The following is a 12,903-nucleotide window of genomic DNA, read 5'->3' as shown; positions in this document are numbered from 1 at the left end:
GCTGCCAACACAGCGTGCCAGTGAGATTGATCAACTGCTACCGCATCAGTGGGTGCCGGCCTGAGTCACGCAAGGTGACTTCGGCAGACGCTTACCGCCATTTGACGTACCTGCTGCAATGCAGTGATCTGTGCCAAGCAAGAAAACGCAAGAACAGAAGAACCCCATGCAGACTTGTACATAAGCCATCTATCTCCCATAGAGTTCATTGAATAATCGCGAACTGAGTACAACACCGTACCGATAAGTGAGATATTGTGCTCAGTTTATTACAGCCACCTGCTTAGTGAGTGTGTTTTGCCGCCGTCTTGGCTTCCAAATTCGCTATCCTCCCATTTAGCTCCCGTACAGCCTCAATCAATGGCGCGGTTAATTTCTCATAATCTAATTGCTTGTAACCTTCCTTTTCTACAACCAATTCAGGGTATACTTTTTCTACGTCCTGAGCTAACAAGCCTACATCCTTCTTGCCGTCGCGCTTGAACTCATAAGACACACCATGTAACTCAAGTAGTTTCTCGGTAGCTCCCTGTAGAGGTTGAATATTTTGTTTCAGGCGTTCGTCACTGAATGGGCAGCATCGGTTTCCGATGCCTCCTGCCTCGGCGCTGGCTACAGAACCGAAACTTGCCAACAATAGCGCGCCAGAGAAGACAAAACCTTTAATACCAGCCATTGATTACTCCTTTATTTATTATGTACCGACAGATGTAAGTTTAGTTTTAATCCCTAAGCGATTAGCAACTCTACCCACTTAAGACCAGAAAATAGTTAACCCCAATAATGTTTGCGTGAACATCGGATGATTCTTTGGCGCGCGTAGGACCTTTCTTCAGCCCTAGGAAAGGTCTGAAGTAATCAGCAATTTAAGCCCTCCTTGGTTGAGTTTAAAAAATGCTGGCTTGGTCAGAAATCAGACCTTTTCTGTTCTTAACACCTTTTTCAAGGCTCTTTTCCCACATGACAGGCGCATCTCTCCGCCAATCAGCAGCCGTTTTCGCATCATCCACAGGTTTGACAGGGCAAATAGCGTGGCCTGTTACGCGGTGTTTTCATCAAGCCGCGAAAGCGCTTTATATAGCCAAACTGACGCTTGATTACCCGAAACGGATGTGGCCTGCGGCAAACCACGGACCCTCCCTGTCCGCACACACCCTGGCACAGTCGTTTGGACGCCCGAATGCCAGGTGTTAAGATTTACCTCGCTCGCCTTGGAAGTCGCTGGCGACGCCAGCGTTAGCGCACATTTGACGTCGCATACTTGATAGGGCCGAACCCTGACTTTGCGAGATTGACAAGCTTCGGCAGGCTGACAGGGTAATATGCATAGGGAAATTTCCTACAGACATAAAAGACATTTCCAGCAGAAAGTGTAGGCAGAACCAGAGAAAATGCGCGCACTCCGAGAGGAAGAAGGGACCCTTTGTACTTTCATGTTGAATAGTCAGCGGTGAGGCTTCATTCTTGGGCACAGATGTCAGTTCGCAACGCAATATAGCGGGCAGCGCAACGACGGCTACTTACGTGTAGGTTTGTTACGCATGGGGGCTGAGCGGACACCAGACTTGAAAATGATTGTGCCTGGATAGATGTCAGCTCAAGCTCACGTGTCGCTTCAGCGCGTGCGACTCACCCCCTGACAACACGGTCGCAAGCCCTTGCCCTACGCTTCAATCTTTCCGCTCATCAGTCAAGTGTTAGAATGGCTGACCTTTCATTCCAGGAGGAGCAATGCCCACAGCATTGATTGTTGATGATCACCCTTTCGTGCGGGCCAGCGTGAAAATGATTCTGGTAAACGAAGGCTTCGAGGAGGTGATCGAAGCCGATAACGGCTCCGATGCGTTGCACATTGCTCGCACTCTGGAGCCAGACTTGCTCGTTCTGGATATCGGTATTCCTCAAGTAGATGGCATGGAAGTGATTGAGCGTATCCGCTTACTCGGGTTGTCTATCAAGATTCTAGTGCTCACTGCACAGCCCGCTGAATATGTCGTAGCACGCTGCATGAACGCGGGAGTGGCCGGCTTCGTTTCCAAAGCCGATGACCTGAGCAATCTGAGCAAAGCCTTAAAGGTGCTAATGTCCGGCTATACCTACTTCCCAGACGTTGCACTACTCTCGGTGCGTCGTAGAGATAATCAGAGTGGTGAGGCCGAGCAAATTTCAAGCCTGTCCGATAGGGAGCTTATGGTGTTCCGCCAACTTGCCCTAGGGCTGAGTAACAAGCAAATCGGCGATGCCATGTTGCTCAGCAACAAGACGATAAGCACATATAAGACCCGCCTGATTGAAAAACTCAAAGTATCTTCGGTAGTGGAACTTGCCGATCTGGCTAAACGTCACGGCATGGTCTGATGCCATGCGCAGATCCATTTGTTATGGATTGCTGCTAGGGTTGGTATGGTGTGCCGACGTAACGACCACGCAGGCAGAATCACTAAGTCTTCTGCAGTACGGTGAGCGTAACGACTTCCAATTGGAGGTCTCGGGAGCGGATAGGCAATGGCTTGCAGTCAAGGGCAGCTTGCGGTTGGGCGTAAACGCCCCGGACAATCCGCCCTTCGATATTGTATCCAACACCGGGGACTACCAAGGCGTTACTGCCGATATTGTTGGATTGATCGGCAAGTTATTGAATTTACAAGTGAAGGTTCGGCGCTATCCTTCCCGTCAAGCCGCCATCGAGGCCTTGCGCCGTGGGGAAATTGATGTTCTTGGGAGCGCCAATACGTACGATTCAGCAGAGAAGGACCTTACACTGAGTCAGTCGTATGCTGTGGACCATCCAGCCCTAGTCACACGCACTGGCGAAACAGCAGTCGCGGCAGGTGAACTCGCGGGCAAGCGAGTGGCCATGCTCTATCACTACCTCCCTCCCGAACAGGTCCAGCTGGCTTATCCTGAGGCGCAGCTACAACTACACGAGTCAGTGCAGAGCGCCGTGAGCGCGGTGTCATTCGGAAAGGCCGATGTTTTTCTCGGTGACCTGTTGACAGCCAATTTATTTGCGCACCGCATCAGCAATCTTCAACTGGCTAACTTTGCTGCGCTAGAGCCCGGAGCCTTTGCGCTGGCGTTACGTCGTGACGATGAGCGGCTTCATCGTCTGGTGAACGCGGCTATCGAAGAGATTTCAGAAGAGCAACGTCAGGAAATCATCAGACGCTGGGGTGGGGGCATCATCGCCCCAATCGGTACGGCACTGCAATTCACGAAGCCCGAACAAGCCTGGATGAATCGGCATCCGCGCATTCGGGTCCTTTTCGTCGAAAGCTTCGTGCCGCTCACCTTCCGCAACGACGAGGGCCAGTTTCGCGGAATCGCGGCAGATGTTCTAGAGCGAATCAGCTTTCGTACAGGGCTTGTCTTCGACGCCCGGCCTGTTGTGTCAATTGCGGAGGCTACGCGCAAGATTCGTAACGGCGAGGCAGACATGTTCGCCGCCCTCTCACCGAGTAAGGCGCGAGAAGAGCATTTCGATTTCACCCGCGCCTATTTCAGCAATCCCTTTGTATTGGTCACCCGCGACACCCCAGAGGCACCTGTCTCTCTAGAAGAAATGGCCGGCAAACGGCTAGCCGTGACGCACGGCAACGAGTTAATCGGTTACTTGATCAAGAATCATCCGAAGATTCAACTGGTATTGATCGATAACGTGGGGCAAATACTGGAGCGGGTTGCCAACGGCGATGTCGAGGGAGGGGTCACCAATGTGATTGGTGCACGCTACATCATCTCCCGACAGTATCGCGATCGTTTGCGCATCGTTACTACTATCGGCTCCACCCCCGGCCACATCGCTTTCGCGATTGATAGGGGCGCCAAGGAGTTGCGCGACATACTGGACAAGGCACTACTCAGCATCCCGCCGAACGAGCTGGAGGACCTCACGAGCCTCTGGAGCCGAGATGTGGTTCTCGAGGGCAGCTTTTGGGCGGCGCACCGCAGGACTATCCTATCGTCCATGCTGGCCGCCTTATTGCTGCTAGCCGCGACCTTTGTATGGATACGTCGGTTGCGAGAAGAGATCCGTCGGCGCGAAGAGGCAGAGCGACGATTGATCGATCAGATAGAGTTTGAGCGAGTGCTGATCGATGGCACGCCGCATCCCATCTATGTACGCGACCATGAGTTGCGCTTAGTCACATGTAATCAATCCTATCTGAACGTGTTCGGCGTCACCCGTGAACAGGTAATTGGCAAGACACTGTGTGAAAGCACGCTGGGGCAAATGCCCGAGGCACCCGCCTTCGAGGCCGCCTATCGCCAAGTGATGACAAGCGGAGAGCCACTGATCCGCGACAATCATCTCACCTTACTCAATGGGCAAACAATTGCGATATTTCACTGGATGCTGCCGTTCCGGCTGGGCAACGGCGAGATGGCAAGCGTTATCGCAGGCTGGATTGATATTACTGAACGCCAGCGCCTACTGCTTGAGGCGGATGATGCCAATCGAGCGAAAACCACCTTCCTGGCTACTATGAGCCATGAGATCCGCACTCCTCTGAATGCGGTTATCGGGATGTTAGAGCTGGCCTCGAAGAAGGCAGAGAGAGGAGAATACGATCGTTTGACCATCGATGTGGCCTCCGATGCGGCCAGCCACCTGCTTGAACTGATCGGCGATATCCTGGATATCGCCCAGGTCGAGTCAGGTAAGCTCGCCCTCTCCCCCGAGCGTGCTCAATTGGGCCCTCTGGTTGAGTCAGTGGTCAGAGTCTTCGATGGGCTAGCACGACAAAAGCATATCGGCCTGCAGATGGAACTGGATCCGGCCGCTGATTGTGATGTGCTAGTTGATCCGCTGCGCTTTAAACAGGTGATTTCCAACCTGGTCGGCAACGCAATCAAGTTCACCGAGGAGGGGGCCGTGCGTGTGACGCTACGCCTATGCCAGCCCCATAGTGAGTATCGCCAGTCCGTCGAGCTTCTGGTGGAGGATAGCGGTATTGGCATCGCGGAAGACGAAATGCTGCGTTTGTTCAGACCTTTTGTGCAAGCTGCAAGTAATCAACAGCATGCGCGCAATGGATCCGGGCTCGGTCTGGTGATTTGCCGCAACCTAAGTGAAATGATGGGAGGCAGTCTGACGCTCAGCAGTACTCTTGGAGTAGGAACAATCGTTCGGGTAAGGCTCGCCTTCGACATCCTGCCAGATTTGGTTACCCCTAAGCCAGGAGAGCTCGACCCTATCGAAACGCCGGTGAGGGGATTACGGGTGTTGGTGGTCGATGATTACCCAGCCAATCGCTTGCTGCTAGTTCAGCAGTTGAGCTTCTTGGGGCATCAAGTGGTGGAGGCCGAGGACGGAAGGAGAGGACTGAACATCTGGCGAACCGGACACTTCGACGTCGTGATCAGTGATTGCAACATGCCCAACATGACCGGCTATGAGATGACCAGTCTGATTCGCGGGGAAGAGTTGAACACTGGGAGGAAGGCCTGTCTCATACTCGGGTTCACTGCCAACGCCCAAATCGATGAGGAGAACAGGTGCCGAGCAGCGGGAATGGATGGTTGCATGTTCAAACCCACCAGCCTTGCGCAGTTGTCCAAGCGTCTAGGGTTGGCGCGACCAATCCCACAGGAGATACAAAGACCTTCGGCGACGCTGGAGCTCATTGGACTATCTGATCTGGAAAGGATGAGCGGAGGAAACGTCGATGCCGTGAAGGATTTGCTGGACAAGCTGATCACGACTAATAGAAGCGATCTGCTTCGTCTCGATGAGCTTGCAGCCGCGGGAAACAACGAAGGACTGAGAGTGCTCGCCCATCGCGTGAAGGGCGGAGCTCTTATTCTCAAGGCCCGTCATTTGGAGCATTGTTGCGAAATGCTCGAGGAGGTCAAAATGGAATCCGAGCGTCATGAGTTGGACGCAAGAATTGACAACCTGCGTGAAGCTATACTTCAGTTGACTGATATGCTCGAAACTTACTGCGCAACATAAGCGCAGAAATGTCCTGCGAAAAGCGAAGAATTTTCCAGCTGTTTATTCAATTGAAAGCTGAAATCATCCACTGATGATTTTATTAATTATTGGATGAATTAACGGTGTTTTCTTTACGTATCTTGATTTTGGAGGATCATCCATTCCAGCGATCCGTGGCTGTTAATTTGCTTCGTCAAATCGATGATTGCGAGATTCTCGAGGCGGGATCTGGTGCGGAAGCTCTTTCGCTGCTGAAACGCACAGGTCGGGTTGACTTGTTATTGTGCGATCTATGCATGGATGATGTGGACGGTCTCGAGTTGCTACGCATTATCAGTCTATCCGACATGGTTGGACAGGTTATCATTTGCAGTAGTCTCCCCGATGAACTGCGCCGGACTGCGGTACAAATCGGTGCTCTATTGGGCTTCGACGTACTGGGTGAACTACCGAAGCCGATCGTGCTGGATCAATTACGACTATTAGTGGAAGAAGCAGGAAAACAGGAATCCACATCCACACTGGCACGGCCCTCCTTGATCGACATACCGAGCGAAGCCGATGTAAGACAGGGACTTCGCAACAACGAGTTCGTAGCCTGCTATCAGCCGAAAGTCGACCTAATGAACGGTGCTGTTACTGGATTCGAAATATTGGCACGTTGGCGGCATCCCTCAGGTGAGGTGCTCTCTCCGATCAGCTTCATGTCAGTGCTGGAGCGCTGCGGGCTGCTGGATGTGCTGTTTTTCCAGTTATTCGAGCAAGGACTTCGATTTCGTCGAGTGTGTCTGAGCAAAGGAATGCCGGTGTGTCTGGCATTCAATCTACATGCTGACCAATTGGACGGAGCTCGTCTCGTGCCACAGATAAAAACTACGCTTCGATGCTGGGGGTTGAGTGGCCACGGCATTAGCTTCGAAATCACAGAAAGCGGCCTGTTGAGGCCTTCTGTAACTAGCTTGGAGAATCTGCTACGTCTGCGGATGCTCGGTTGTGGCCTCGCAATCGACGATTTCGGTACTGGCTTTTCTACTATGCAGCGCCTGTGTCAGCTACCGTTCACTGAACTTAAGATCGATAAGGCTTTCGTCCGCGACCTAGATAGTCAGCCACGTTACAAAGCGGCAATCAAAAGTACGCAGATGTTGGCCCATTCCCTGGGAATGAGCCTCGTTGTCGAGGGGATTGAGACTGTCAAACAGCACCAACAGGTGGTCGCAATGGGATGCACACAGGGGCAAGGTTACTTCTATGCTCGCCCTATGATGGCTGGCTGCGCCTTGAAGTGGATGAGTAGCTCGCAATTGAACCTGCCCCTCCGGGCGACGCCTTGTCTCACGGGGCCTGCCTCCCCCTGACACACCGACTCTTCTCCGGGCTTTGCTAGTGCATGTTACTTGGTATTGCGTCGACCCCACTTGAATATTTCATCGTGAGGGAGATCTCGCGACATCACTGAATCCTAACTTATCTCATGATGTCCTCAAGGCCCTGATGACTGGGGTCATGGCGCCCCCACGCCGTTACTGAGCCACTTACCAAGCCAAATTACCAACGCCTCATCTGCGCTGAGTACCAGCAGTGGATGAAGCGGTGGTTCATCCGCAACGTCGACATTACGAGCCCTGTATGGTGACCATGCGCACCCACCTATTTGGCTATCATCGACTACCGGATCTCGCTCCAGCACCCGCCCAAGGATAGGTTTCGCTCGGCTAGTCCGACCTGAGCGCTTTCTGCTAAATCTACCTCCGCTGCGATCAGCCCGTTTTGACTTTCGACAGTAAATTTCGTCATAACTAAATCTACACTCAGGCAACTCACCCAGAGAAGTTTCCTACACATACCGCAGAAATTGCAGCTCCCCTCCTGCACAAACTGCCGTGTAATAATTGACTGACGCACCATGCCAGCCTAATAAATGCAAGTGCAAAAACAATAGACAGTTTGAGCAGACGACGTAACTAATAAGAGGACTTATGCATGCATCACATCTCCACTGTTCTTCTAACATTGTTGTTCTCGTACAGTACTTTTGCTGTGGCAGAGCCCAACGACCTCTTAAATATAGCGGGCAAATATCGATGCACGGGTTTTGACAATCAGGATGGACCTTACCTGGGAGCGTTGGACATCTCGCTTAACGAACAAGCCAGCCACTTTGAAAAAAGTTTTGGCGCCTATCAATTTAAACTCAGTGTAGAAGCGGGCGGTGGCTCTGTTTTTTATTCTGGTTTCGCAGCCGCACAAGGTTAAATTCTGGCCATGTACTTTGCCAACGACAACCCAGCAGCTCCGACTGATCGTGGGGTTGGGACTGCCTTCATTAGCCATGATCAAGACACTAATGGTAACTATACGACCACGCTCCATAAATCATATTTTCTGCCTGATTATGTGCCCGCTATTACAAATGCCCTGGGTGTGGGCGGACGTGGTAGCGAGACCTGTATAAAAGTAATATGACACCAAAAGCTAGGTGACTCTCTATCCCTATCGGCCTGAGCCCTTGTTCAACAGGCCTCAGGGCTAAGTAATCCCACAGATTACCCCAGTGCTTACTATCTCACCCAGCATAGCCATCGGCTGAAAAGCGGAAGAATTTAACAATAGCCCTAACCAGAGGAGCTGACGGTTGGCGGCACTCACACTGCGCTCAGACTCAATCGCTCCAGCCTGACAAGGAGATTCTCATGCAATTCAGTACTCCATCCGCGTTGCTTACACTGATTGCCCAGCCTGTTCGCCAGTGACACCGTGTATGCATCTGCCCAAGCGTGTTTCGAGGCCAGCAATCAAGACTTCGGTGAGATCCTCACCTGCTACAAGAAAGCGGAAGACTTTAATCCACTGATCTACACTGCCAAAGGGAGCACACTATTTCCGGGGGTGGAGAAACGCAGCTTCGATTTGGCCTCCCAACAATGGTCGCCACAGGGTTTGGTCAGCCCAGTGCAATGGAAACACGATGTCGACATCTATATACCGGACAATGCCCTGCACGGCCAAGCGTTGCTCGTAGCCAATAACGGGACACCCTACGCCCACGGCCAAAGGAGCTCCGCCGGACCAACAGATTTTACAGAAGCCCAAGCACTTGGAATAGCCAAAAAAACTCGTACGATTGTCATTTCAGTCAGCAATATTCCGAACCAATACCTAACCTATGCCGACGACGGTATTTCTCGCACCGAAGATGCCGGCGTTGCACATAGCTGGAAACTGTTTCTCGATACTCAGCTTCCGTTTATGTCGGTGCGCCTGCCAATGGTGGTGTCGATGGTCAAGGCAATGGACCTCGCACAAAAGGAACTGAAACCATGGCAGATAGATCACTTCATCGTCAGCGGCGCCTCCAAACGTGGCTGGGCCGCCTGGCTGGCAGCTATTGCCGATCACCGGATCAAGGCCATCGTGCCCTTCGTCATCGACTTGCTGGGCATGGATAAGGTGCTTGAACATACCTATCAAAGCTATGGAAAGAACTGGCCACTGGCATTTTTTGCCTACCATCATGAAGGCATTACCCAACTAATCAGCACTGAAAATTTCGCACGACTGATAAAAATCGAAGATCCGCTGAGTTACCTGCGAACGCGCTATGCTGATCGATTGGAGATCCCCAAATACATCGTCAACGCCAGTAGTGACGATTTTTTCCTACCGGATAATACGCGGTTTTTTTCAACCAATTGCCCGGACCGAAAACCTTGCGCGTCGCCCCCAATGCCAGCCACTACGGCATCAGTCAATTCATCGAGAACTCGCTCATTCCAGTCATCAATCGCTGGCAACAGGACTGCCCCTGCCGACAATTTCAGTGCGCTCGAATCCGCACCTTTCGCCACACACCATCGAGTTGCAATTCTCTGAAGCACCGATCCAAGTCACTCAATGGACAGCAATAAACCCGATTGCACGGGATTTTCGATATCCGTGCGGTGTGCGTTACACTCCTGAAACAGTGAGGCTCTCCGGCCCGCTCAACGCTCAAATGCTAGTTGATTCACCCAAGAGTGGCTGGAAAGCGACCTTCGTCGAAGCAACCTTCGCCGATGGCTTCATCACGACCACACCGGTACAGGTGCTACCCGAGCATTATCCGACTCAGGCCCCGCCGGCCATCGAACCCGCGTGCAAGACCCTAAGCGATAAAGATCAGCACTAAATCCTTCCATCTCACAGCAACAAAAGCTCCATGTTTGTGGTGACAGCCGCCACTAGCTTGGCAACGATGGTCGCCGCCGTCAGCCCATGGTTAGGGGCTGGGCTCATGGTTAGGGGCTGGCCTCAAGGTTGGGGGCTGGGCTCAAGGTTGGGGGCTAGATAATGGAGCGCACGCAGATCTGAATGAATCTGCCAAAATTTTTGGGAAGTTTGTCGTAGCGTTCTCCGGTACTTTTTAGCCAGCCAAACTGCGTTAAAAGAGTCCCCAAAAACGATCCCCCATCATGCGTAACATCCTCAGGATACGGCGGCTGCCAGCCAAGCTCCAGTTTTGGCTTAAGCATTGCAACAACATCCAGCGACAGGTCAGGTGCAGCATTCAGCTTTAAAGTCGCCTCCGAAGTGTAGAAAAATCCCACAGAAACCCAGGAAAAATCTTGTATGAATATAAAGATTAATTGTCTTAACTGCATGCAGATCCTGGCAACTTTCATTGAAGGTCGCCTGAGTTGTAAGCATGGAGCCCAAAACTTGGATAACCTGATTCAACGCGGCAACCAGCCGAAGCGCTGCTAGCTAGTTGCTGATTGAGATAGAAGAAGCTTAGGTCATGACCTGCTTTTCTATAGAGGTGAATCCATTCGCAAAACTGCAAAACTGCCCAAAGACAATAACAGGAGATTGCAATGTCCCTTTCCGGTAAAACTCTGTTCATCACTGGCGCAAGTCGCGGCATAGGCCGCGAAATCGCCTTGCGCGCCGCCGTTGACGGCGCCAATATCGTCATCGCCTCCAAGAGCGCCGAGGCCCACCCGAAACTTGCCGGCACCATTTTCAGTGTGGCGGAAGAGGTCGAAGCCGCCGGCGGCAAGGCACTCCCCCTGCAGCTGGATGTGCGTGATGAGAAGGCGGTGCGTGAGGCCATGAGTAAGGCCGCTGAACACTTCGGTAGTATCGATGCCTTAGTCAATAACGCGGGGGCCATCCGCCTCTCGGGAGTCGAACACCTTGAGCCGAAACGCTTCGATCTGATGTATCAGATCAATACCCGCGCGGTGATGATCTGCAGCCAGGCCGCCCTACCCTACCTCAAGCAGAGCAGCAATGGCCACATCCTTAACCTCTCGCCACCGCTCAGCCTGTCCTCCCAATGGTTTGCCCAACATGCACCGTATACCATCACCAAGTACGGCATGAGCATGCTCACCATCGGCATGAGCGACGAGTTCAAGAAGTACGGCATCAGCGTCAACTCTCTGTGGCCCAGAACTATTATCGCCACCGCTGCCATCGAGTTCGAACTTGGCGGACGTGATGCCTTCAAGCGCGCCCGGACCCCGTCCATTATGGCCGACGCCGGTCACGCGATCCTCTCCAGCAGCGGACGCAATATCACCGGCCGTCTGCTGATTGACGAAGAGCTGCTGCGTGAACAGGGTCAGACCGAGTTCGATCAGTACCGCTACGATCCGCAGGGCGGCTCGCTGGTGCTAGATTTGTTCTTGGATTGACGCTGCCTCGGAAATGTTCATTCGCAAGAGCACCAATCCCTGGAAGATGGCTTGCGAAACTTACCTATTCTAATTGAAAGGCATGACCGCTGTAATTGGTCTACTACGCCTGCAGACAGGCTCGGGATAATCGATGTCGGTGATGGCGTTCGCGCCTTGAGCAGGCTGTTCCACCACAGTCTCATTGCCTCTCCAGCGCTTGCAGCAGCGTGCAGCTTGACCGCTCCAAAGGAAGTTTCCTACATCAAGCAGAGAACCGCCTGACATCCGCCATGCACACCGCTGCATAAGGTCTTAAGATTGCTCGGTCGTGAGACAAATGTGTATGTTACAGTTGAAAGTGTTAGTGCTCGATAGTCACCCGTTTCAGCGGGCTCTGACGGTCGCAGCGCTGAAAAACTCCGGAGTTACATATGTACTTGAAGCCCAGAATGGCGAAGAGGCATTGGCTGAGCTAGCAGCAGTAGGAGGTATTGATATTGTAGTTTGCGATTTGCATATGCCTGTAATATTTCTTCGTCGCGCATGCAAAGCAAATCTGATTCAGGCGGTCATTATTACTAATGAGGTTGATACTGCTTTACACCAAGGGGTTGCTCAGATGGCTGGTTATCTTGGGTTGCAATTCCTAGGCAACCTTGGCAAGCCACTGCCCATGGAGCTATTGGAAGCATTGCTGCGGCAGTTCAAACGAAAGAGCACGGGCTATCCGGTAAAACTATCCAGTACGCTTGAATGTTCTGATATCGCGAAAAATCTTTGAGGAGTCACTAACGGCAAGCTCAACCACCTCTACAACCACCTACGATTGAGACAACCTACGTTATAGACCCTATCATCAACTTAAAACACTTATCTTATTACTTACTTAAAATAGCAATTTTAGCGCTTTATCTGCTTTATATTTCGCTTGGGATCCCCCTACTAAAAACTGAAACGAATTTTCTCTGACCGGCACTATGCGACGATATTCGCAGAACAATTATCAATGGACGAAGGAGATATTTCGATGCCTGTTATTAATATTGATGGACAGCCACTTCACTACTCTGAACAAGGTAGCGGTCATACCATATTGTTTGGACATAGCTATCTGTGGGACCACTCCATGTGGGCGCCGCAGATTGAGGCTTTGTCGCAACACTATCGTGTGATTGTGCCGGACCTATGGGGACACGGAGCATCAGGCAGACTGGACTTGCCCCTACCAAACCGGACACCAACTCCCCGTTAAATTGATGTTCCCGCTAAGCGCCTGAACTCCCTCGGTGAACGATATTTCAAGGC

General features: G+C 52.0%; 9 protein-coding genes and 3 pseudogenes. 9 read left to right on the top strand and 3 right to left on the bottom strand.

Features of this window, described 5'->3' with window-relative positions:
* Window positions 1-283: 283 nt before the first annotated feature.
* Together FBY04_RS31905 and FBY04_RS32555 are read right to left on the bottom strand one after the other, a co-directional pair.
* Window positions 284-676 carry a tail fiber domain-containing protein gene (locus FBY04_RS31905; protein ID WP_144931365.1) on the bottom strand — a complete coding sequence of 131 codons (393 nt, stop codon included), beginning with the start codon at window positions 674-676 and terminating at the stop codon, window positions 284-286.
* Window positions 677-913: 237 nt separating this feature from the next.
* Window positions 914-1,113: pseudogene (locus tag FBY04_RS32555) on the bottom strand (hypothetical protein); the annotation flags it as partial.
* Between the two features lie 618 nt (window positions 1,114-1,731).
* Between FBY04_RS32555 and FBY04_RS31900 the strand changes: the two are divergent.
* From FBY04_RS31900 to FBY04_RS32970, 6 genes and pseudogenes are all read left to right on the top strand, one after another.
* The gene (locus tag FBY04_RS31900) at window positions 1,732-2,358 is read left to right on the top strand and encodes a response regulator transcription factor (RefSeq protein WP_144931363.1); all 627 of its coding nucleotides are present in this window, start codon (window positions 1,732-1,734) and stop codon (window positions 2,356-2,358) included.
* A gap of 4 nt (window positions 2,359-2,362) precedes the next feature.
* Window positions 2,363-5,956, top strand: coding sequence for a transporter substrate-binding domain-containing protein (locus FBY04_RS31895; protein WP_144931361.1), 3,594 nt, complete (start codon window positions 2,363-2,365; stop codon window positions 5,954-5,956).
* Window positions 5,957-6,045: 89 nt separating this feature from the next.
* Complete coding sequence (locus FBY04_RS31890) at window positions 6,046-7,296, top strand: EAL domain-containing protein (RefSeq protein ID WP_145319635.1); 1,251 nt, start codon at window positions 6,046-6,048, stop codon at window positions 7,294-7,296.
* A 625-nt stretch (window positions 7,297-7,921) separates the two neighbouring features.
* Window positions 7,922-8,194 (top strand): hypothetical protein, encoded by a 273-nt coding sequence (locus FBY04_RS31885; RefSeq protein WP_144931357.1) that lies wholly within the window; start codon window positions 7,922-7,924, stop codon window positions 8,192-8,194.
* Between the two features lie 501 nt (window positions 8,195-8,695).
* Window positions 8,696-9,809: pseudogene (locus FBY04_RS32980) on the top strand (PhoPQ-activated protein PqaA family protein); the annotation flags it as partial.
* A 123-nt stretch (window positions 9,810-9,932) separates the two neighbouring features.
* Entirely contained in the window at window positions 9,933-10,106 is a 174-nt protein-coding gene (locus tag FBY04_RS32970) for a hypothetical protein (RefSeq protein WP_256667220.1), read from the top strand.
* Window positions 10,107-10,260: 154 nt separating this feature from the next.
* Here FBY04_RS32970 and FBY04_RS31875 read toward each other — a convergent pair whose 3' ends face one another.
* Window positions 10,261-10,578, bottom strand: a complete 318-nt coding sequence (locus FBY04_RS31875) for a hypothetical protein (protein WP_145319631.1) — start codon at window positions 10,576-10,578, stop codon at window positions 10,261-10,263.
* Between the two features lie 213 nt (window positions 10,579-10,791).
* Here FBY04_RS31875 and FBY04_RS31870 point away from each other — a divergent pair, with 213 nt between their 5' ends.
* The 3 genes and pseudogenes from FBY04_RS31870 to FBY04_RS32965 all read left to right on the top strand — a co-directional run.
* Window positions 10,792-11,616, top strand: coding sequence for an NAD(P)-dependent oxidoreductase (locus tag FBY04_RS31870; RefSeq protein WP_144931353.1), 825 nt, complete (start codon window positions 10,792-10,794; stop codon window positions 11,614-11,616).
* A gap of 325 nt (window positions 11,617-11,941) precedes the next feature.
* Window positions 11,942-12,379 (top strand): response regulator, encoded by a 438-nt coding sequence (locus tag FBY04_RS31865; RefSeq protein ID WP_178115393.1) that lies wholly within the window; start codon window positions 11,942-11,944, stop codon window positions 12,377-12,379.
* 246 nt (window positions 12,380-12,625) lie between these two features.
* A pseudogene (locus FBY04_RS32965) lies at window positions 12,626-12,835 on the top strand (alpha/beta fold hydrolase); the annotation flags it as partial.
* Between the last annotated feature and the right edge of the window lie 68 nt (window positions 12,836-12,903).

It is taken from the genome of Pseudomonas sp. SJZ080 (assembly GCF_007828295.1).
Taxonomy (GTDB): domain Bacteria; phylum Pseudomonadota; class Gammaproteobacteria; order Pseudomonadales; family Pseudomonadaceae; genus Aquipseudomonas; species Aquipseudomonas migulae_A.
This window is presented reverse-complemented; position numbering and strand designations above follow the sequence as displayed.